This is a genomic window from Chitinophaga sp. G7 BAM 1005 (assembly GCF_057126945.1).
The window spans coordinates 2,199,514-2,223,956 of sequence record NZ_CP181478.1; the positions used below are offsets into that span (position 1 = coordinate 2,199,514).

Here is a 24,443-nt window from a genome sequence, read left to right on the forward strand (position 1 = left end):
ATGAAACCGTCTTCCCTCATCAAACTTTTATGATAATGATCCAGGATAATTCTACTCTCAGTAAATCACGGATTGACGTTAAATGGTTATTATATTTATTCGCCGGATCCCATAAAACGGCCAGCAGCGTTTTCGTTGCCATGTTGTTACACTGTATATTCATTTATAGCGTAAATGCACAATCTTCCTGGACGGTGCAAACAACAGCCACTCCGCCGCAAGGCAGTCAGTTTAATTGTCAGACATTATATATATCCTACGGGGCGAGTAATATCGTCGGCCTGGTAAATGATGCAAATGGCAGCCCTTCACTGACCAATCCCGTTGGCCGCTTTGTGGCTACTATTGGCGCACCTAATGCCGCTCCCGCGGATGGTTTCAGCTATTGGGTGGGCAGCCTCGCAATAGGCGTCGATCCTGTAAGCGGACAACCCGCAGCCTTCGGAACTACCTGGGGACATGGCGGACAATCGAACAGACCTATTTATAAATTAGTCAACGGAGCAGCTACAATTACGGACTCCATTTATAACGGATTGAAACGAACCACCCCGGATTTAGATCCGTGGGGTGGATTATCCTTTAACAGCGTAGATAGAAAATTATACGGCGTTGTAAATAACTCGCAACAACAGAATGCTGACTACGTAGTGTTTAGAATGGATCTGAAAACGGGAGTAGTGGAGAAACAAGCCATTTCGTTACCAGGTGCTACAAATGCGCTTCAAAGTTTGGTGCCGGATATGTTTTTTGATCAGGCTGGCGCCGGATATCTCGGCGCTAAAACAAATGCAGATCCCGGCAATAACTCCTGGACCATATACCGGGTGGACTTCACTAAATCTACCTGGGTAGGAGAGCCCTTTATTAATCTCACCGGGCTGAATAGTTTTGACTTCTACGGCGCCGCTTATCTCAATGGTAATATCTACCTGGGAGCCAGTGCCGGCGCTATTTATCAGGTGCCCTTCCAGCGGAATCTGCAGGGCATAAATCTCACTGCTGCTTCTCCACGTATCGCTAATTATACAACAGGCATTGAAACGCCTCCGAATATGTCGCCGTCAGTAGACGGCTTTGCTGTTTCAGATCTGGGCTCCTGCGCATTGGCGCCGGTACCGCCGGTTCAGCCTAAGTTTGCATGTACGTCTGTTATAGGTTACCTGGTACAAGGTACCGTAGCAAGCGCCTATGAAGTGAATTTGGCCACAGGTACATCCACATTGGCTAAAGCAGGTCTGATAAATGATGTAGCAAACCAGGAGATAAATGCCATCGGTTATAACATAAAAGATAATTATGTCTGGGGCCATCGGCCCAATACGAATCAGATTGTTCGCATTGGCAGCGACTGGTCGGTTGAGTTAATTACCATTCCGGGGCTGCCGGCAAATGTCAATCTGTATATTGGAGATGTAAGTAGTAATGGGGTACTGTTTTTATACAACGGTCAGGCCAATACTATTTACAGGATAGATGTAGACCCGGCCTCGCCGACATATCTTCAACTGCTGCCTGATCTGACCACTACCTCTTCCAATATCTTCGACTGGGCATTTAGCCCCGTCGATGGAAACCTGTATACAATAACGGCCGGAGGTGGCGCCGGAGATGCTGCATACCAGTTACTTCGTTTTGACCCTTCCTCCGGCGCCCGTACAATCGTAGGCGCCATCACCGGCGGCGGTATCCAGATAGATAATCCCAACGCGCAATTCGGCGCAGTTTATATGGACGATGAAGGTAGCTTGTTTATGAGCGCTAATACATCCGGTAAGATCTACCGGCTCCGCAATCCCCATACCGGTAATCTGACTGCCGAATTTATAGCCAACGGGCCCAGCTCAACACAAAATGACGGCGCCCGTTGTCCATTGTCGCCGATAGGCGGAGTACCTCCGAAAGCAATAAATGATACTGCCGTTACAGATGTGAACGTACCGGTATCCATTGGTGTGCTGACAAATGATATCGCCGGGGATTCTCCTGTAAATACAGGTAGCGTTGCTATCATCACCCAACCGCAAAACGGAACCGTAACCATTGGCGCAGCTGGTGTGCTGCAGTATACCCCAACTAACGGTTACGTGGGTACGGATAGTTTGAAATATACTGTTGCCGATACAACTGGTGCTATATCCAATATAGCTACCGTGTATATCACTATTAATCCGCCGAAAGCGGTTGACGTGGCCATTGTGAAAAGTGGCCCGGCAATGGTGTTGCCTAATGGCGCTTTAAGTTATAAATTGTATGTCACTAATGCCGGACCTGTTAATGTTAGTAATGTAGCAGTAACAGATTCGACAGTTGCAAACTTTACAGCTACCAGTGTTACATGTGTTGCAGGAAGTGGGACAGGAGGAAACGCCGGTTGTCCGGTTACACTCTCTGTTGCAGCTCTTCAGGGTGCTGGATTGATCATACCAACATTACCTGCGGGTAGTTCAGTAGAACTAACAGTAACAGGTACGGCAGGAAACACCGGAACGATTTTTAATTCAGCTGCAGTAAGTGTTTCCGGAGGCTTAACGGATTCTATTCCCGGAAATAACAGAAGTACGGCTATAACTGCAATTAGTCCGGCCTGTACGGGAACACAAACCATTTATATGCTCGATCCGCAAGCTACGCTTGCAGCAGCAGGTGCAGTAGGCGCCAATGGAGGAACTGTAAACCTGGTGTATAACCTGACAAGTGGTACCGCCATACCCGGTATAGGTAACAGCTTTACGGTACCTGTGCAGTATTCAGATTTTAACCAGCACTTCGCAGGCTCCAACCATACCTGGGGTAATTATTTTGCCTATGCGCCTAATGATTGGGATGGAGTTAGAAATACGCCGGCCTTTGGTATAGTACCCAATCATGCAAGTCAGTTTGTTGGGCTACCTGCAAACAATACCACACAGGAGCCAACTACTTCTCCCAACGTAACGGACCTGTTTTTTACCAACTATTTGGCAAACAATACCCTCACGCAGTTGGGTACCTTTAATATCACAATAGGTACATTGCCTGCTCCTCCGCCAGGAGTAACGCTGATATCTGATACCATACGCATATTCTCCTCCAATAATTTAAGCACCAATGGCAATGGTAATAACCAGGCCGGTTTCTGGGTGAAACTAATTGCGCAAACAGGCGTGCATACATTCAGCAACACAGCTCAAACTGATCCGCTCGTAGTTGCTTACGGTAATACCTATACGTATAAATACAGTTCTTTCTCAGATGGAACAACTCCAACTGGCGCCGACAGGGGAGTAATAATTGATTACGGTAAAGTAGTATTCTGTACTCCGCTGGATCCTGTTGCTAAGAGCGATACGGCCGACACAGATGTTAATAAACCGGTGCAGATAGATATATTGGCCAATGATTCAGCTACCGGTGCACCAATCAATAAAGACAGTACCGCTATTACACTGCAACCTCAGCATGGTACTTTAACTGTTGACACGAGTGGTAAGATTACTTATACGCCGGCAACAGATTACACGGGAACAGACAGCCTTAAGTATAGGGTGAAAGATACAGCCGGTGCAGTATCTAATATCGCTACGGTGTATATCACGATTCATGCTCTTCAGCCTCCTTTTGCATGTACTGCCGTTTTAGGTTACCTGGTACAGGATACCGTAGCAAGCGCATATGAAGTGAATCTGGCTACAGGCGTATCCACACTGGTTAAATCAGGCTTGATAAATGACGTGGTGAATCGGGGCGTAAATGCCATCGGGTATAACGCAAAAGACAATTACATCTGGGGACAGCGGGGTAATACCAATCAGCTCGTTCGTATCGGCAGTGATTGGTCAACCCGGTTATTCCCAATTGCAGGATTGCCTTCAAATCCGAGTGCATACATCGGAGATGTAAGTAGTGATGGAGTACTGTTCATGTACAGCGGCACAGCCAATATTATTTACAGGGCAGATGTAAACCCGGCTTCGCCTACTTATCTGCAACTACTACCTAATCTTACCACTACTACTTCCAATATCTTCGATTGGGCGTTCAGTCCTGTTGATGGAAACCTGTATACCATCAGCGCAGGTGGTGGCACAGGAGATGCTGCGTTCCAGCTCCTCCGCTTTAACCCTTCCACCGGGGCCCGCACCATAGTAGGTGTTGTAACAGGCGGCGGTATTCAGGTAGATAATCCCAACCCACAGTTTGGAGCTGTTTATATGGATGACGAAGGGAGTTTGTTTGTGAGCGCCAATACGTCCGGTAAGATCTACCGGATCCGTAATCCACATACTGGCGGTATCGTAGCGGAATTTATGGCGAACGGCCCCGCTTCCACCGGAAACGATGGCGCCCGTTGTCCTTTATCATCCATTGCGGGTACACCTCCTAAAACAATAAATGATACGGCTACCACAGTTGTTAATATACCGGTGCTGATAGATATATTAGCGAATGATTCAACATTTACTTCACCACTGAATAATGATAGTGTTACTATCATCTCACAACCACAACATGGTACTGTGAGCGCTGATACCAGTGGTAAAGTTACCTATACGCCAGCCGCAGGTTACATAGGAACCGACAGCCTGAAATATACAGTGAAAGACACCAGCGGACTGGTATCCAATGTGGCTACCGTGTATATCACCATCGATCCGCCGCCACAGCCGGTATTTTCGTGTACCACATCTTTGGGCTACCTGTTCCAGAACAGTCCTACGGATGCCTTTGTGGTAAACCTGGCAACAGGAACATCTTCACTCGGTAAGAGCGGGCTGCTGGGTACCACCAATGCAACAATGAATGCGGTTGGATATAATGTGAAAGATAATTACCTGTGGGCCTCCCGCATCGGCACCAATGAGATCGTGCGTGTTGGCAGCGATTGGTCTGTGAGAACATACCCGATAGCTGGCTTCCCGGCTAACAGCAATTCTAATATAGGAGATGTAAATAGCAATGGCGTGATGTATTGGTATACAACCAGCACAACTACCATCTACCGGATCGATCTTGATCCGGCATCCGCCACCTACCTGCAGTTATTGCCTTCACTGACAACAACAGCTACTAATATTTCTGACTGGGCATTTAGTCCGATAGATGGTAATCTTTATGCGCTCAACAATAATAACAACGATCCAACGAATGCTTTCAATTTATACCGCTTTAATCCGGCTACAGGCGCACGTACTAACCTCGGAAAAGTTGCCGGTGGTGGTATACAGGCCGCTGGTAATCTTGCCTTCGGCGCTGCCTATATGGATAACGACGGCAACTTGTATGTAAGTAATAATGAAACCGGTAACATTTACCGGATCGCCAGTCCGCATACAGGAGGCATCGTTGCCAGCCTTGTTGCTCAGGGGCCGCTTTCCGGCAATAATGATGGTGCCCGGTGTCCATCTACACCGATAGTAAATCCGCCGGTGGCAGTAAATGATATCGCCAGCACCCCTGTTAATATGCTGGTGCTGATAAATATACTCGCTAATGATTCGGCATCCACTTCACCGCTGAATAACGATAGTGTTGCTATCATCACACCACCACAACATGGTAGCATAACTGTTGACACCAGCGGTAAAGTTACCTACACGCCGGCTCCGGGTTATACAGGAACAGACAGCCTCACATATACCGTAAAGGATGCAGCTGGCCTGACTTCTAACATAGCTACTGTAGTAATCACAATAACCGCAGCACCAATGCCACCGGTAGCTGTGAACGACTCAACAACTACCCCTCTGAATACCCCCGTAACAATACCGGTATTGTCTAACGATTCCACAAAAATGAATCCGATAGATACCGCCGGTGTTGTTATTATCCAACAGCCTAAACATGGTACGGTAACAGTAAACCCTGACGGCACAGTCACATACACACCAACGAATAACTACGCAGGTTTAGATACATTGCTGTACACCGTGAAAGATACCAGCGGCTTAGTATCCAACCCGGCCACTGTAGTCATCAAAACCTCTGGCGTAGCGCCTACACCGGTTGATGATGCAGGCGCCACACCGCCAAACACACCAGTGACCATACCGGTGCTGAACAACGACGGCGGTCCGCTGGACAGCACCACGGTAACCATCGTAACGCCACCAACACACGGTACGGTAGTCGTAAATCCTGATGGCACCGTGACATACACGCCAAACCCAGGATATAGCGGTCCGGATACACTCACCTACACGGTGAAGAGTCCAGACGGTACCACATCAGTACCTGCGAAAGTAGTTATCACTACCACACCGGCGCCAATACCACCGGTAGCAGTGAACGATTCTACCAGTACGCCACTGAATACGCCAGTAACTATACCAGTACTGAGCAACGACTCGGCGAAAACATACCCGATAGCACCAGCTACGGTAGTGATCACGCAACAACCTAAACATGGTACGGTAACAGTAAACCCTGACGGTACAGTCACATACACACCAACGAATAACTACGCAGGTTTAGATACATTGCTGTACACCGTGAAAGATACCAGTGGCTTAGTATCCAGTCCGGCCACCGTGATCATCACCATACCAGGCGTAGCGCCTACACCGGTTGATGATGCAGGCGCCACACCGCCAAACACACCAGTAACCATACCGGTGCTGAACAACGACGGCGGTCCATTGGACAGCACTACGGTAACCATCGTAACGCCACCAACACACGGCACAGTAGTCGTAAATCCTGATGGCACCGTGACATACACGCCAAACCCAGGATACAGCGGGCCGGATACACTCACGTACACGGTGAAGAGTCCAGACGGTACCACATCAGTACCCGCGAAAGTGATCATCACCGTAACCGCAGCGCCAGTGTCGCCGGTAGCGGTAAACGATTCTACCAGTACGCCACTGAATACGCCAGTAACTATACCAGTACTGAGCAACGACTCGGCGAAAACATACCCGATAGCACCATCTACAGTAGTAATCACGCAACAACCTAAACATGGTACGGTAACAGTAAACCCTGACGGCACAGTCACATACACACCAACGAATAACTACGCAGGTTTAGATACATTGCTGTACACCGTGAAAGATACCAGTGGCTTAGTATCCAGTCCAGCCACCGTGATCATCACCATACCAGGCGTAGCGCCTACACCGGTTGATGATGCAGGCGCCACACCGCCAAACACGCCAGTAACCATACCGGTGCTGAACAACGACGGCAGTCCATTGGACAGCACTACGGTAACCATCGTAACGCCACCAACACACGGCACAGTAGTCGTAAATCCTGATGGCACCGTGACATACACGCCAAACCCAGGATATAGCGGTCCGGATACACTCACCTACACGGTGAAGAGTCCAGACGGTACCACATCAGTACCTGCGAAAGTAGTTATCACCACCACACCGGCGCCAATACCACCGGTAGCAGTGAACGACTCAACTACCACGCCGGCGAATACACCGGTAACCATCCCGGTACTGGGCAACGACTCAACAAAAACAAACCCGGTTGATCCATCTACAGTAGTAATCACGCAACAACCTAAACATGGTACGGTAACAGTAAACCCTGACGGCACAGTCACATACACACCAACGAATAACTACGCAGGTTTAGATACATTGCTGTACACCGTGAAAGATACCAGTGGCTTAGTATCCAACCCGGCCACTGTAGTCATCAAAACCCCTGGCGTTGCACCTACACCGGTTGATGATGCAGGCGCCACACCGCCAAACACGCCAGTAACCATACCGGTGCTGAACAACGACGGCGGTCCATTGGACAGCACCACGGTAACCATCGTAACACCACCAACACACGGTACGGTAGTCGTAAATCCTGATGGCACCGTGACATACACGCCAAACCCAGGATATAGCGGTCCGGATACACTCACGTACACGGTGAAGAGTCCAGACGGTACCACATCAGTACCCGCGAAAGTGATCATCACCGTAACCGCAGCGCCAGTGTCGCCGGTAGCGGTAAACGATTCTACCAGTACGCCACTGAATACGCCAGTAACTATACCAGTACTGAGCAACGACTCGGCGAAAACATACCCGATAGCACCATCTACAGTAGTAATCACGCAACAACCTAAACATGGTACGGTAACAGTAAACCCTGACGGCACAGTCACATACACACCAACGAATAACTACGCAGGTTTAGATACATTGCTGTACACCGTGAAAGATACCAGCGGCTTAGTATCCAGTCCGGCCACCGTGATCATCACCATACCAGGCGTAGCGCCTACACCGGTTGATGATGCAGGCGCCACACCGCCAAACACGCCAGTAACCATACCGGTACTGAACAACGACGGCGGTCCATTGGACAGCACCACGGTAACCATCGTAACGCCACCAACACACGGCACAGTAGTCGTAAATCCTGATGGCACCGTGACATACACGCCAAACCCAGGATATAGCGGTCCGGATACACTCACGTACACGGTGAAGAGTCCAGACGGTACCACATCAGTACCCGCGAAAGTAGTTATCACTACCACACCTGCGCCAATACCACCGGTAGCAGTGAACGACTCAACTACCACGCCGGCGAATACACCGGTAACCATCCCGGTACTGGGCAACGACTCAACAAAAACAAACCCGGTTGATCCATCTACAGTAGTAATCACGCAACAACCTAAACATGGTACGGTAACAGTAAACCCTGACGGCACAGTCACATACACACCAACGAATAACTACGCAGGTTTAGATACATTGCTGTACACCGTGAAAGATACCAGTGGCTTAGTATCCAACCCGGCCACTGTAGTCATCAAAACCCCTGGCGTTGCACCTACACCGGTTGATGATGCAGGCGCCACACCGCCAAACACGCCAGTAACCATACCGGTGCTGAACAACGACGGCGGTCCGCTGGACAGCACCACGGTAACCATCGTAACGCCACCAACACACGGCACAGTAGTCGTAAATCCTGATGGCACCGTGACATACACGCCAAACCCAGGATATAGCGGTCCGGATACACTCACCTACACGGTGAAGAGTCCAGACGGTACCACATCAGTACCTGCGAAAGTAGTTATCACCACCACACCGGCGCCAATACCACCGGTAGCAGTGAACGACTCAACTACCACGCCGGCGAATACACCGGTAACCATCCCGGTACTGGGCAACGACTCAACAAAAACAAACCCGGTTGATCCATCTACAGTAGTAATCACGCAACAACCTAAACATGGTACGGTAACAGTAAACCCTGACGGCACAGTCACATACACACCAACGAATAACTACGCAGGTTTAGATACATTGCTGTACACCGTGAAAGATACCAGCGGCTTAGTATCCAGTCCGGCCACCGTGATCATCACCATACCAGGCGTAGCGCCTACACCGGTTGATGATGCAGGCGCCACACCGCCAAACACGCCAGTAACCATACCGGTACTGAACAACGACGGCGGTCCATTGGACAGCACCACGGTAACCATCGTAACGCCACCAACACACGGCACAGTAGTCGTAAATCCTGATGGCACCGTGACATACACGCCAAACCCAGGATATAGCGGTCCGGATACACTCACGTACACGGTGAAGAGTCCAGACGGTACCACATCAGTACCTGCGAAAGTAGTTATCACTACCACACCTGCGCCAATACCACCGGTAGCAGTGAACGACTCAACTACCACGCCGGCGAATACACCGGTAACCATCCCGGTACTGGGCAACGACTCAACAAAAACAAACCCGGTTGATCCATCTACAGTAGTAATCACGCAACAACCTAAACATGGTACGGTAACAGTAAACCCTGACGGCACAGTCACATACACACCAACGAATAACTACGCAGGTTTAGATACATTGCTGTACACCGTGAAAGATACCAGTGGCTTAGTATCCAACCCGGCCACTGTAGTCATCAAAACCCCTGGCGTTGCACCTACACCGGTTGATGATGCAGGCGCCACACCGCCAAACACGCCAGTAACCATACCGGTGCTGAACAACGACGGCAGTCCATTGGACAGCACTACGGTAACCATCGTAACGCCACCAACACACGGCACAGTAGTCGTAAATCCTGATGGCACCGTGACATACACGCCAAACCCAGGATATAGCGGTCCGGATACACTCACCTACACGGTGAAGAGTCCAGACGGTACCACATCAGCACCCGCGAAAGTAGTTATCACTACCACACCGGCGCCAATACCACCGGTAGCAGTGAACGACTCAACTACCACGCCGGCGAATACACCGGTAACCATCCCGGTACTGGGCAACGACTCAACAAAAACAAACCCGGTTGATCCATCTACAGTAGTAATCACGCAACAACCTAAACATGGTACGCTAACCGTGAATCCAAATGGTACGGTCACTTACACACCAACACCAGGATACAACGGCCAGGACGACTTTAAGTACACCGTGAAAGATAACAAAGGCACGATATCCAATCCGGCTACTGTTGTTATTGAAGTAACACCGGTGATCGCTCCGCCTGTAGCACAAAGAGATAGCAGCTCTACGGTTACGAATAAACCGGTAGTAATACCAGTGATCGATAATGATTCCGACAGTATTGGAATAGACCGCGGCAGCATCATCATCACAGAACAACCTAAACACGGTACGGTAATCGTGAACCCCGACGGCACCATTACCTACACGCCGGATCTGGGTTACACAGGACCAGACAGTCTGAAGTATGTCATAAGGAATACAAGTGGCGTATCGTCAAACCCGGCTACGGTTGTGCTCACGGTGGAAAGCGAAGCATTGTCTGTACCAAATGCACTCTCGCCAAATGGAGACGGTAAGAACGACAAGTTTATAATAAGAGGACTGGAACGTTATCAGGGCGTAATACTGGATATCTACAACAGATGGGGTAACCAGGTATATCATTCCACTAACTATAGTAATACCTGGGATGGTAACGGACTTAACGAAGGAACTTATTATTATATTCTTAAAGTGAAAGATGCCTCCGGCGAGAAAGCCTTCAAAGGCTGGATACTATTGGTACGGTAATCATTCGCACAACACTAAAAATTATTCTATGAAAAAGGTAATCATCATCGCAATAATTGTAATAATAAGTTTTGCCGCACACGCACAGCAAAACCTTCAGTTCAGTCAGTACGCATTCAACGGCCTGAGCGTGAACCCTGCTTATGCAGGCTATAAAGAGATGTGGTATGTGAACGCAACGTACCGCGACCAATGGACCAGTTTCCCCGGAGCCCCTAAAACGGGCTCCGCATCTCTCGATGGCGTTACAAATGCTCCTGAAAACAGGGTAGGACTCGGCCTCCAGTTTATGTACGATAAACTGGGGCCGCAAAATACGCTGTCGCTCTACGGAAGCTACGCCTATAGAATACCATTGGACGAAACTGGCGACAGACGCATCTGCATCGGTCTCGGCGGAGGCTTCTCCCAATATTCAATAGATGGAACTACCTTAAAATACGGCGATGATAACGACGTGGCACTGCCACAGGGAAAAGTGAATAAAATTATCCCGGATTTTCGTTTCGGCGTGTATTATTTCACACCAAAATATTATGCAGGACTCTCTGTAATGGACCTCATGTCTACCATTACAGACGGTACCCGCTACAACTGGAATGGAAATGATTACTCCACGATCCGGAAAACAAGACATTACTATCTCACCGCAGGCGCCATGTGGCCCTTGTCAGAACAGGTATCTTTTAAACCTTCCTTTCTGGTGAAAGAAGATTTTAAAGGCCCCACCAATTTCGACCTGAACGCCTCTTTCCTTTTGGCAGAAAGAGTGTGGGTAGGCGCCTCCTGGAGAACCGGTGTGCAGATATGGGACAAACCCCATCTGCAGAACAACCTGAGCAAACAAGACGCCGTTAGCTTCCTCGTTGAATTTTTTGCAACAGAAACCATCAGGATAGGCTATGCATACGATCATACCTACAACGGCCTTTCCAATTACGCGGGAGGCTCACACGAGATATCCATAGGCTTCGCTTTCCCATCCAGGAAAAACCTGGTAAGAACATTAAGTCCGAGGTATTTCTAATACTGTATTCATTCATTTATCAGACAAATTGTACCAATATGAAGAAAATTCTCCTTACTATAATTGGGGCATTGATGCTGTTGAACGTTTGGGGACAGGAGCAGAAGCCTATGAGAAGGGTGGCAGATGAATATTTCATGCGTTATGAATATGGCGAAGCTGCTATCCGCTACGAAGATATCCTCCGTCACCGGAAAAAAGCCGATCCTGATCTGCTGCAAAACCTCGCTACCTGCTACCGCAAAATGAATCAGTACCAGGATGCCGCAGATACCTATGCAAAGGTAACCGCCGGTACAGACACTAAAGTGGAAAACTACCTGTACTATGGCGATATGCTCAAAAGCCTCGCCCGCTACGAAGACGCAAAAACACAGTATAATCAATACATACAAAAAGGTGGCTCGCAGCCAATGGCGCAGGACAGGATCGCCGGCTGCGAAGCTGCCATGATGTGGAAAGCACATCCCACCGGTCACATCATAAAAAATGCCCGCAGCATCAATAGCACTTACGCGGAATGGGGTGGCGTCTATTTTAAAAATAATATCCTGTTCACGTCAGATACCTTACGTAAAGATGAACTGGACAGCCGGAGCCGCCGCAACAAACAATCCTACGGATGGACCCTACAGGACCAGGCAAAACTATACGCACAGGACACCCTGAGCAACGGCGCTATCAGGATCAGGGATCTGTCGCCGGTACTGAACAGGTTTAAATATCACGTAGGACCACTGGTATTTACCAATAGCTATGATACCGTGATATTCACCGTCACAGACCCTTCCAAACCCCATCTGAAAAAAGTAAAACACTGGCCATTGTATGGTACCCGGCGGCTCATGATGTACCGCTCTGTCAACAAAGACGGCGCATGGCAGCCCGCTACCTCTTTCCCCTATAACAAACCCGATCAGTATTCAGTAGGACATGCTGCCCTCAGCAGGGATAATCATATTCTTTACTTCGCTTCTGATATGCCGGGTGGAAAAGGAGGTACCGATATCTGGTATTGTGTAAGACAGGCTGACGGCACTTTAGGAACGCCTATGAACTGCGGCGATGCCGTCAATACCCCGGAAGATGAACAGTTCCCCACCATCGATGAAGAAGACCATCTGTATTTCTCCAGTAAAGGCCACCTAGGGATGGGAGGCTTCGATCTGTTCAAGGCAGAAGGATCAAAAGATCAATGGTCTAAACCGGAAAACCTGGGCTCCCCCCGTAACTCACCCGGTGACGATTTTTATTACATCACCCACGGACCCAATGCGCTGTTATCTTCCAACCGTGCGGATGGAAGGGGAGATGATGATATTTATTACATGCAGCTTCCACAACCATACACACCGCTTACAGCAGTGCCTATGCTTACCATCAAACTGGAAGGCAGCATTTGTCCGCAACTGAGATTCCCCTGCGTGTATCTGTATAACAGGCAACGGAACATCGGCTGGTGCTTTGTACCCGGCCCCGATGGCCGGTTTGATGCCATGTTACAGGAAGAAACGGATTATGTGATCAGAAGCTACCAGGGAGGCGTGGTGCGCGACAGCCTCGAGTTTAATACCCGTGGCGTAAAAGGACCTGTCACCCTTCAGAAATCCCTTTGCCCCGCTAAACCATAGTCACCAATCAACTCAATAATAAATCATGTAACTGTAACTTTTATTCATTGCGCGGCCTCAGGAAAATAACAAATTGTTGTACATAGCATACGGCAATTTGAGGAATAGCATTATGGTAGAGAGCTGTCTTTCCAGACAGCTCTGTTTTTTCTACCACCTGGGCCGGAAGCTGCTTCATCCGTAAAAACCGCCTCCCGTTAACGGGTTCTGCAAATTGGCATTCCATTTGACTCTACACGGTTATAAATAACAAGGTCATGAAAAAGATATTGATAGTCACTTGTTTGGCCATAGCCGGTTTGTTCATTGGAAATAACGGCTATGCGCAGGTAAGGGTAAATGTAAACGTTAATATTGGCAGCCAGCCTTTATGGGGCCCTGTTGGTTACGATTATGCAGAATACTATTATCTGCCCGATGTGGATGCCTACTATTACGTGCCCGAACGACGCTTTATATACCTCAACGGCGGACGATGGATCTTTGCACCGTCTTTACCGGCCAGCTACCATTACGATTTAAACAGGGGATATAAGGTAGTAGTCAATGAACCTAAACCATACCTTCATCCGGATGTGTACCGCAGCAAATACGGAAGGTATAAAGGTAACTATGGCAAACAGCAGATCATCCGTTACAGCAACGATGAAAAATATTACGTGGTAAAAGGACATCCAAAGAATGGTAAATACAAAGAAGGAAAAGATAATAAGGGCTATAAAGACAAAGGCAACAAGGGTAATAACGGAAAAGGACATGGCAAAAAAGACTAGTTTTTCTCATTTTAAAACAAAAGTTAACCTCTATGGCAAAACAAACAGGGTTGCTCCGCTTTACCGGTAAGCTGGGCAATATCATCGGATACCGGAGGAACGGAAACTATTTCGTTCGCACCCTGCCGGAAGCAGTACGGCAAACCGCCGCTACCCGGCAGGCTTCACGGAATTTTGGCGCCGCCAGCAGGAAAGGAAAACTGATCCGGCGGGCCATCGTCCCACAGCTGCATATTCACCACGACGGCTCGCTTGTTAACCGCCTGAACAAAGCGTTGATACAAACAAACAGTGAATCGCTCCGTGGCATCGAAGGGTTTCGTATAAACCGCCATACCGGTACAGAGCAGTTCTTCTGTCATCAGCCGGTGGTGTCGCAACACGGAGTGGTGTACATACCAGCGCAAACTTTACCATCGCAGGAAAATTTCTCCCACCTGGAAATCACCGTTACCGCTGTACGTATCAGTTTTACAGAGCGGCGCATCACAGGCCATAGCAGCACAACAGCCACCATCGGCTTAAACCAGCCTTTCAGCGGCATGGAGCTGGAAACCGCTACCCCGGGAAAAGGAACGCTGCTGGTCATCTTACAGGTAAGAAGCTTTAAAGGAACAGATGCAACAGGAAACCGCCGCTTCTTTGCCGCGGATATAATGGCTGTATTGCCGCCGGCGGCCACCAGACAAAAACGTTTCAAGGCCAATGGCGTTCCGGATGTAAGAAAGCTATTGTCCCTTCAGCCAGAACCCCATTGCAGTATTCCCCGCCCCAAACACCCGGAGGTTCAAAGGCAGCGCGAGTGAAGCAGCTTTTTGTTCTCATCGGAAATGTTTTTTTTTGACAACGAAGCAGCTTTCTTCGTGAATCGTTATGCGCATAAGTGCCAAATCACCCGGTTCTCAATAGGCGGATACGCTATATCTACAAAAATTCTCCCCGAAAACTACATTTTTAGTCTCCTTTTTACCGGTTTATTGAAAGCATCTTATCTAAAAGACAACTCCTGATCAAGTCCACCCTGAAAGCACGTTAAAGCTAATCCTGCTTCGTATCTCCCCCTATCTCACCGTAGCTCCCCGGCTATCCCAAAGTAAACTAATCAGTATAATCAGCCTGATCCTGTTCAAATCCAGGCCTCATGATTTTCCTGTCCCTGGTGGTTTGGTATGCCTGGACCTGTCCCTGCCAGAAAGCATAGCATAAAAAAAGCTATAAAGCTAATGATTCGTTAGCTTTATAGCTCATACAAAACAGCTTAATTATTTGCTGGTAATATTTGTATTAATGGCGCCATGCACCTTCGCCAGTAATTCAAACCCTGAGAATGGTTTCCTGATAAAATCATCACCCGGACATGCTTCCATAACGGAATCAATATCTTCCGATGCGGAAATGATCAGTATGGGTATTTGCCTGGTGTCAAAGCCTGATTTCAGGCGCCTGCATACTTCCTGTACACCAACATCCGGTAACTGGCTGTTTAAGATAAACAGATCTGGTTTCTCAAATGAACCCTCCAATAAAAGCTTTGCATCATTCAAAAAAAATATCTGGTAATGCCTTTTAAGCAATGATGATAAAAGCAATTTTGTATCAACATCGCTTTCTGTGATGAGGATCTTCCTGGTCATAGCAATACGATTTGATGTGCAGGTACTTAAACCAATACCGCACCAAAAAAAGCAGCCTATTTTCCTGATGTTTGAATATCAATTATTTAAAGAGGATGATAAAGGTATGGCTTTAAGTGTTTTGTGGAGATGATATGCTACACACCGGGGTGTTACACGTACATCGATACCAGTTCACTGATACTCACGGCATGGGTATTAATAACAGTATTCATTTCACCCGATGCCAGGTGACAGATATAGCCGGGCATGATGGTTACGGGGTTCAGTTGCCAGGTGTGCTGATGATAGGAAACGGTATCCTCCATGATATTCAGCTGATGCAGTTCTTCATTCAAACCGGTGCCGGCGGCTTTTAATACCGCCTCTTTCCGGGTCCAGTACCGGTAGAAAATTTCAGGCGCCGCCGGATCATTAAGGATGGCGTTCCATTCTTCCGGGGCAAACTGCTGGTGGAAATCTTCAACGTGCAGCGGAATGGGCTTTTCAATATCAATACCCACATATCCTTTGCCGGCAATGGCACATACGGCAATATTACCGGAATGGGAAATATTGAAATCGGGCGCCCCTTTAATAAACGGGCGTTTGTAGCGAGTGTATCCGATATCAGAAAGGGTACAGTTGAGGTGCTGGCGCCGGAAAGCGTATTGCAACAAATGCTTTCCCAGCAAAGCAGCATGCGCGTCTTCCCAACGTTTGTACCGGTATATACCCGGCCTGGTATCTTCAGGCAGCACGGACACCAGCCGGCTGAAAGTGTCTGCCGGCAATGGGGTATCATAACAACTATAATAAACAGAAATGTGGGTCTTCGGCATTTTTATTATCAGGTTTAAGAAGAAGACTTGCAGATGCAGCACCCGCAATCTACCCCGTAATTTTCACATTTTTTTTGCAATTGCATTTAATATTTCTTACTAAATTGACGGCCGTTTAGAAACATCGGATCACTATTCTCCACCGCTGTATGGAGAAGTAAATAGCTATTATTTCATCAGAATATAATTATTATTTATTAATCTAATGTTAGCAATGTCAGCACGGAACAACCACCATCGCTTGCGGATTAAGCTGAATCCGCCTTTTCTCTTTTGTTTTTTTCTTGTATCCATGTTATGCAGTAAACAGGGACTTGCCCAGGTAAACAATCATTTGTCACCACCTTTTACGGCAAGGCTCATCAACATTGAAGCCGCTACCAATACCACGTTTACCTACAACACCAGGCTTCATAACGGATCTGCCGCATCCCGTGTCTATCAACTTTCTGCAGGCCTGCCTCCCGGATGGAGTTCATCCTTCAAAGTGGAAGGCGTACAGGTAACGTCGCTGAATATCGATTCAGAAAAGACCCAGGACATCACCCTGGAAATTAATCCTGCTATAGAAACAAAACCCGGTAAATACAATATCCCGGTGCTGGCTGTTACCGGAACAGATTCTGCCCGGTTAAACCTCGAGGCAGTAGTGAAGGGCGCCTACACGGTAACACTCACCACGCCATCCGGACGGCTCAGCGATGAAGTAACCGAAGGAAACCGGAAAGAGATCCACCTGCTGGTGAAGAATACGGGCACTATTACGCTCGACAATCTCGACCTCTCCGGGCAGGCGCCTCCGCAATGGGAAGCCGCTTTTGTTCCTTCCACTATTACCCGCCTGGAACCCGGAAAAGATGCAGAGGTGATCGCCACACTGAGCGTGCCCGATAAAACGCTCGCAGGCGATTATGTTACAAACTTTGCTGTTAAAAACCCCAATGCCTCCGCTACGGCAGCTTTCCGCATGACGGTAAAAACATCTGCGCTCACAGGATGGCTGGGCATACTGGTGATAGTGGCTGCACTTGGCGCCGTTTATTACCTTATCCGTAAATATGGCAGGAGATAGCAGCTTATGGAACATCCAATTATTGAAATGAATGGGCTGACCAAATACTACGGCTCTTTAAAGGCCGTGGACAACCTGCATCTGTCCATCGGGAAAGGCGAAATATTCGGGCTGCTCGGACCTAATGGCGCCGGCAAGTCAACCACCATATTAATGCTCCTCGGCCTCACAGAACCCTCTGCAGGTGAGGCGCGTATCTGCGGCATCAACGCCTCCCGGAATCCTATCCCGGTAAAACGCAAGGTTGGGTATATGCCGGACAGCGTTGGTTTCTACAATGAATTAACCGCATTGGAAAACCTTGCCTACATTGGGCGGCTCAATGGCATTCCTGAAACAGAAGTGACAGACGTTGCGCGGAATATGCTGGAGGAAGTGGGCCTCGGCGCAGCCATACATAAAAAAACAGGCGCCTTCTCCCGCGGTATGAAACAGCGGCTCGGCCTGGCGGAAGTACTGATCAAACAGCCCGAAGTGATTATCCTCGACGAACCTACGCTGGGTATTGATCCTACAGGCGTCCGGGATTTCCTGGAACTCATCAGGCAATTAAACGAGCGTCAGGGCCTCACCATATTGCTGTCGTCCCACCATCTCCACCAGGTGCAACAGGTGTGTAATCGTGTAGGCATATTCGTAGCAGGACGGTTACTGGCGGAAGGCAATATTGAAACGCTGGCCGCCAACTTATTCCAGGCTGCGCCCTATGTGGTGCAGGTAACCGTAAAAACACCGGTTGGCGATACGGGCACATTGGAAAAGGAACTCCTGCAAATGCAGGCGGTGAGTAAAGTAACTGTCGATGGGGCAGTAGTGGAGATCTCCGGCCAGGAAGATATTACGCCCGGCATTGTACGTTTCTTTGTAGGCAAAGGTTTTGATGTTACCGGTGTACAACAGAAAAGCTATGGCCTCGATGAAATCTATCAGCAATATTTTGAAAATAATTTAAAGGAAAATACATCCAATGAAAAGTCAGGTGGCTTATTTCAACGGTCCTTTTTCGGCAGGTTCAAAAAACGTTGAGAAAAAACAAAGCAGCGCAACGAATCCATTTTTTGTGATGGTGCGCAAGGAAGTAGCCGACCAGGTACGCAGCTGGCGATTTATCATTTTAGCTTTGCTGATACTGCTTACGTTCCTGGGCTCTATGTATGTGTCTTTGACCAATATCAGCAAGGCGGTTTCAAATGCGGGGGATCCCGACAGGTTGTTTCTATACCTGAAGTTACTCACCACAACGGATGGCACACTTCCTCCCTTCCACGTATTTGTTGGTTTCCTGGGGCCGTTGCTGGGGATTAGTCTTGGCTTCGATGCCATTAACTCCGAACAATCCAACGGCACCCTCATCCGGCTGATGGCGCAACCGGTTTACCGCGATTCGGTGATCAATGCAAAATTTGTGGCCTCGCTGATGGTGGTCAGCACCCTTTTCCTGTCATTGAACTTACTGATGATCGGCGGCGGCCTCATTATTACCGGGGTAAGGATAGAGCCTTCGGAGGTGATGCGTATCGGGTGTTTTGTGGTGTTAAGCGTTATCTATGTATCGTTCTGGCTTAACCTTTCCATCCTGTTGTCTGTAAAGTTCCGGCAAACGGCTACCTCCGCGTTAACGGCCATCGCCATCTGGCTGTTCTTTACAGTCTTCTACCAGGTGTTGCTGAATATCATCGTAAAGGCATTCCTGCCCGATCCTGATGTGCTGAGCCAGGACCAGTTGCTGGCTTACAACAGGATCATCTTAACCTTCCTGCGCTTTATACCAAGCCAGCTGTATACGGATGCCACTACCACATTGCTGATGCCTTCTGTCCGCAGCCTGGGGCCTCTCACAATGGAGCAGATGGCCGGGGCTATTCCTTCACCGCTTTCCGTGCGGGAAAGCCTGCTGGTGGTATGGCCGCAGGTAAGCGGTTTGATTGCAGCCACCGTGGTGTGCTTTGCGCTTTCTTATTATCTTTTTATGCGGAGAGAAATACGTACCTGAGTATCCGGGAAGAGATTATTAAGTTGGGAGACTTTGATTTTTAATTTATATTTATCGTCAGTAGCAAGTGAACAGCCGCCATCCGGACATTAGATAAGCATTATGCTGATGATCGTAAAACAATTCTTACAGAAGTATAAATATGAAGTGTTGCTCATTGCACTGATGCAGCATTTATTTATTGGTATCTTTTTAAAAGACCTGCCCTTTTATACAGAAGTAATCTGGCCAATCAATATGCTTATCCTGGGCCTGGCAAGCGTGGGCGTTTTTATTGGAAAAGGCGAATGGAAAAATATCACCCGGAATGCCCTGTTCCTGCTTGTACTGGCTTTACCCATCGGGTTGCGGATTTTTGGCCGCTATCCCGGGTATTTCCTTTTTCTCAATGTGGCCTACGTCATTTTTTTTACTTTTATCTTCTGGCAGATAGTCGGATTCCTTATCAGGCCGGGCTACATCAATGCCGACATCATTTCTGCTTCCGCCTGTGGTTATTTGTTGCTGATTGAAATATCTACTTTCCTGTTGCAGTATTTCCTGTACCAGAACCCCGCATCATTCAAAGGGATTGATATGTCAAACCCTGCCGCCACTTATATCGATCTGGTTTATTTCAGCAGTATTACCTTAACAAGTATCGGTTATGGAGACATTACACCCAGTGCGCATTATACAAAGCTGATCACCTCCGTTTTTGGTATTGCAGGACAGTTTTATACCGTGGTACTGGTAGGAATAATCATCAGTAAATTTTCTTCAAAAAATAGCACAGATGAACACAGCAAGCCGTTATAAATTACAACACTTCATTCCGTGGACACAAACGAAGATTTACACAATGCTTGTTTTAAGTATTGTTCCTACGTTGTTATTTTATTTTTTTAACTGGAAATGGCTCGCTATTCCCTGGGTGCCGGTGGCATTGCTGGGTACCGCCGCAGCTTTCATCTCCGGGTTCAGAAATACACAAACCTATAACCGTACCTGGGAAGCCCGGCAGATATATGGAGCCATCATAAACAGCAGCCGCGCATTTGGCATCATGATAAGGGATTTTATAAGAGTAACAGACAAAAACCAGGAAGCTGCATTACATCAGCAAATCATCTATCGCCATTTTGCATGGCTTACAGCACTTCGTTTCCAGTTACGGGAAATAAAAAGCTGGGAGAATGTAAAAACAAGAAGCTATAACCGCGCATACCTGAAATACTATAAAGTACCGGAATGGGAAAGCAGTTTGGAAGAAGAATTAAAAGCGTTTTTGCCGGAAGAAGAACGGCAGCAGATACTGTCGTCCAAAAACAGGGCTACCCAGATCATTGCCCTTCAATCAGCACATTTGAGAAGTTTGAATGAAGCCGCCAATATTTCAGATTATAATTATGTTGCCCTGGAAAATCAGTTAAGAGATTTATACGATCACCAGGGTAAAGCAGAACGCATCAAAAACTTCCCGTATCCACGGCAGTTCTCCAGCATCAACCTTTATTTTACCATTGCCTTTTGTGCCTTGTTGCCTTTAGGCTTTATCGGCGAATTTTCAAAGCTGGGAGAAAAACTCGGAGACGGCATTATCTGGCTCACCATCCCCTTCAGTGTATTGATTGGTTGGGTATTCCTGGTATTGGAACAAATAGGAGAAAGTACAGAAAATCCTTTTGAAGGAAATGCCAATGACGTCCCCATTACACAGATCAGCCGGAATATTGAAATAGATCTAAGAGAAATAATGGGCCGGAAAGATTTACCTGCTCCCATCACCGCTATTAATAACATCTTAATGTAATAAATATGAATAACGAGCATCTTAATACCGTGAGAAAATGGTATCCCCGGGCGCTGACTTCCATAGATACGGTTAACCGTTTACTGGATACGATTGAAAAACACCTGGACTTAAAGCCGCATCAACTGATGCATGCCGATAGTATGTGTTGCGATGATGTGAATGCCATACAGTACCCCCCACGGGCATACGAAATGCTTGGACCATTTCATCTCGGCGGATTGGACGGCTTCCCTTTTGCCGGCATTACGGGAATGAACGCATTTGCCCACCACGTACCGGAAAACGGCGCGGTAATCATCTTCTATGCGCCGCACATCGGTATCACTCAGGATGGCGCCATTGGTGAAATCAGCCGTATCGGGCAATCCAAAAACTCCGCCTGCTGTGGGGCTGCCAAAGGAGCGTTGAACAAACTGTTAAACAACGAAATCATCGATGGTAATATCAGTTCCCTGGATTTCCAGATGAACACCATTGAACAGATTTTTCTGCATAACAAATACCGCATCACCACCGCAAAGAACCAGGTATTTGAAGCCACGGAAGTAATGTACGAAGCCATTGACCAACGCATAGAAGTGCTGGTGAAGGAAACCGGCTATCCATGTAAATACGTGATTCTGGCAGGCGCCATTTTTATTAATGGCGACAAGGATATGGGCTCATTCTGTCAATACAAAAAATTTGATTACATTAACCTTGAAACAAAAGAAAGAAGAAGCCTGATGAAAGAATATTATGAATAATGCCTCCCTTACTCATCCGTTCTGAAGGGGGATGCAGGCAGTTGCTCCCGGTTATATAAATTAGGGTTCACCGGGTTGTCGGACCACGCATAACGAACGTACATGGGTACACTGATTTCATCACTCCATACTATAACTTTATTACCTTCTATTTTCGCACCGGCCCATACAAATTTTTTATCAGCGCCTGCAATCTCAAAGGTGGAGGGCATCTCATCGTCATTGGTGATCAATCCACTGCCGGTATCGGTGAAGCTAACAACCATTTTATTCCCTTCCACCACGGATGATTGATAAAGCGGACCGCTGGAGGTAATATTTTCTTTATAGGCCACTTTCATGGCGGCAACGGCCAGGCGTTCGCCCACGTCTCTTTTATTATCAGGATGAATGTCGTTCCATTCGCCCAGGTCAATGGCTACCGCCATCGCCGTATTGGGAACAGACAACGCCTTGAATTGTGACTCTCTGAACATGGCCCAGCTGCTTTCTGTTGGCAAATAGGTATAATCCATAAACCCCGGCAGCTGTACATAGAGAAAGGGGAGCGGCCCCTGGCTCCATGCAGTTCTCCAGTCGCTGATCAGGGCCGGTAACAGTTTTGCGTACAGTTTGGGTTCACCGGCATTGCTCTCGCCCTGGTACCAGCAAAATCCTTTTATAGTATAATTGAGTTCCGGAAATACCATCGCGTTATACAATGCCGCCGGTTGATTTTGCCGGTTGATGTTCCCTGTAAAATTTTCGCGGGGCATTGGCGGAAAAGCCGCGCCCACTTTATAGTGCCAGTCGCCTTTTAAATCAATGGTGTCCGTACCTGAAAAAATACAGTAAGGTTTATCCGGTACAAAACCACCTTTACCGCCGTTATTGGTAACACGTACCACAAACAGGTTTTTACCCGCTTTCAGTACCTCCGCAGGCACGTAGTACCTGCGTTGCGGATACAGGTAAGTGGTGCGCCCCACCTGTTTGCCGTTGATGTATAGTTCATCTGCATCCACGATCCGTCCCAGGAAAACTTTGGCAGGTTTGCCGGCCATAGCGGCAGGGATTTCAATTTCCCTGCGGTACCACACCACGCCATTCAAATCCTTAATGCCCTGGTCTTCCCAGTAACCGGGAATATTGATCCTGCGCCATCCTTTAGGAATATAGGCGGCATCGTACCATTTATAAGTGCCTGTCAGTCCTGCGTCTGCCGGAGGTTTGGCGGTGTTTGCCGGCAATCGTTTGAAACTATTGAGATAAGCGGTGTCTTTATTTTTCCGGATCGTTGCAGTTGGCGCAGGGAATGCTTTCAAACCTTCTTCACTCATCCATGCTTCAATCGGTGTGCCGCCCACGCTGGCATTAATGATGCCTATCGGCACTTTATATTTTTCATAGAGCTTTTTTGCAAAGAACCAGGCTACCGCTGAAAATGGCCTGATATCTTCTCCTATAGCAGGTTTCCAGTAACCGGCAGGTAAGTCGGGCAGAGGGCCGGATAAGCCGGTACCCGCGGGTACCAGGAACTGCCGGATCTGCGGGTAATTCGCGGCAGCAATTTCGCCGGCATAGGTTACGTCGTGAATATTCAATTGATGCACCATGTTCGACTGCCCGCTGCAAAACCATACATCTCCAAACAAAATATCATGCAGGGTAATTTTATTACCCGCAGTAATCTCCATGTTGTACGGGCCGCCGGCTTTAGTGGGTGGTAAATGTACCGCCCAGTTGCCGTTTGCATCCGCTTTGGTTTGATATGTTTTACCATTGAAACGGATCTGCACTTTTTCATTGACAGCTGCCCATCCCCACAATTTTATTTTTTCATCCCTTTGAAGGATCATACTGTCGCGGATAAGCCGGGGCAATTTCAACTGCGCGGACCCGCTGAATGCAGCGAGGAGGAATAACTGGATGATGATTATTTTTTTCATACGATGATATACCGTTATTA

The 24,443-nt window shown here is 47.9% G+C and carries 14 protein-coding genes; 11 read left to right on the plus strand and 3 right to left on the minus strand.

The window, feature by feature from the left end; all coding sequences use genetic code 11:
• The first annotated feature begins 35 nt into the window (after positions 1-35).
• From ACMXI2_RS08885 to ACMXI2_RS08905, 5 genes are all read left to right on the plus strand, one after another.
• A complete protein-coding gene (locus ACMXI2_RS08885; protein WP_483781334.1) occupies positions 36-11,003 on the plus strand; it encodes an Ig-like domain-containing protein in 10,968 nt (3,655 codons plus the stop codon).
• A gap of 28 nt (positions 11,004-11,031) precedes the next feature.
• Positions 11,032-12,030, plus strand: coding sequence for a PorP/SprF family type IX secretion system membrane protein (locus tag ACMXI2_RS08890; protein WP_483781335.1), 999 nt, complete (start codon positions 11,032-11,034; stop codon positions 12,028-12,030).
• 38 nt (positions 12,031-12,068) lie between these two features.
• Entirely contained in the window at positions 12,069-13,661 is a 1,593-nt protein-coding gene (locus ACMXI2_RS08895) for a tetratricopeptide repeat protein (protein ID WP_483781336.1), read from the plus strand.
• A 257-nt stretch (positions 13,662-13,918) separates the two neighbouring features.
• Positions 13,919-14,434, plus strand: a complete 516-nt coding sequence (locus tag ACMXI2_RS08900) for a hypothetical protein (RefSeq protein WP_483781337.1) — start codon at positions 13,919-13,921, stop codon at positions 14,432-14,434.
• 32 nt (positions 14,435-14,466) lie between these two features.
• Entirely contained in the window at positions 14,467-15,240 is a 774-nt protein-coding gene (locus ACMXI2_RS08905; protein WP_483781338.1) for a hypothetical protein, read from the plus strand.
• Positions 15,241-15,696: 456 nt separating this feature from the next.
• Here the strand turns inward: ACMXI2_RS08905 and ACMXI2_RS08910 are convergent, their stop codons facing one another.
• Together ACMXI2_RS08910 and ACMXI2_RS08915 are read right to left on the minus strand one after the other, a co-directional pair.
• Positions 15,697-16,068, minus strand: a complete 372-nt coding sequence (locus ACMXI2_RS08910) for a response regulator (RefSeq protein ID WP_483781339.1) — start codon at positions 16,066-16,068, stop codon at positions 15,697-15,699.
• 152 nt (positions 16,069-16,220) lie between these two features.
• Positions 16,221-16,889 (minus strand): 4'-phosphopantetheinyl transferase family protein, encoded by a 669-nt coding sequence (locus ACMXI2_RS08915; RefSeq protein WP_483781340.1) that lies wholly within the window; start codon positions 16,887-16,889, stop codon positions 16,221-16,223.
• 292 nt (positions 16,890-17,181) lie between these two features.
• On the opposite strand from ACMXI2_RS08915, the gene ACMXI2_RS08920 reads away from it, so the two are divergent.
• The 6 genes from ACMXI2_RS08920 to ACMXI2_RS08945 all read left to right on the plus strand — a co-directional run bounded on the left by ACMXI2_RS08920 (position 17,182) and on the right by ACMXI2_RS08945 (position 22,495).
• Entirely contained in the window at positions 17,182-17,961 is a 780-nt protein-coding gene (locus ACMXI2_RS08920) for a COG1470 family protein (RefSeq protein WP_483781341.1), read from the plus strand.
• 6 nt (positions 17,962-17,967) lie between these two features.
• Positions 17,968-18,987 (plus strand): ABC transporter ATP-binding protein, encoded by a 1,020-nt coding sequence (locus tag ACMXI2_RS08925; protein ID WP_483781342.1) that lies wholly within the window; start codon positions 17,968-17,970, stop codon positions 18,985-18,987.
• The gene (locus ACMXI2_RS08930; RefSeq protein WP_483781343.1) at positions 18,929-19,954 is read left to right on the plus strand and encodes an ABC transporter permease; all 1,026 of its coding nucleotides are present in this window, start codon (positions 18,929-18,931) and stop codon (positions 19,952-19,954) included. Before ACMXI2_RS08925 ends, ACMXI2_RS08930 begins: the two co-directional genes overlap by 59 nt.
• A gap of 108 nt (positions 19,955-20,062) precedes the next feature.
• A complete protein-coding gene (locus ACMXI2_RS08935; protein WP_483781344.1) occupies positions 20,063-20,752 on the plus strand; it encodes a potassium channel family protein in 690 nt (229 codons plus the stop codon).
• On the plus strand, positions 20,730-21,746 hold the full coding sequence (locus ACMXI2_RS08940; RefSeq protein WP_483781345.1) for a bestrophin family protein: 1,017 nt from the start codon (positions 20,730-20,732) through the stop codon (positions 21,744-21,746). Before ACMXI2_RS08935 ends, ACMXI2_RS08940 begins: the two co-directional genes overlap by 23 nt.
• Before the next feature lie 5 nt (positions 21,747-21,751).
• The gene (locus ACMXI2_RS08945) at positions 21,752-22,495 is read left to right on the plus strand and encodes a hypothetical protein (RefSeq protein ID WP_483781346.1); all 744 of its coding nucleotides are present in this window, start codon (positions 21,752-21,754) and stop codon (positions 22,493-22,495) included.
• Positions 22,496-22,503: 8 nt separating this feature from the next.
• On the opposite strand, the gene ACMXI2_RS08950 is transcribed toward ACMXI2_RS08945, so the two are convergent.
• Positions 22,504-24,423: a sialate O-acetylesterase gene (locus ACMXI2_RS08950; protein ID WP_483781347.1), complete on the minus strand. Its 1,920-nt coding sequence runs from the start codon at positions 24,421-24,423 to the stop codon at positions 22,504-22,506.
• Positions 24,424-24,443 lie beyond the last annotated feature (20 nt).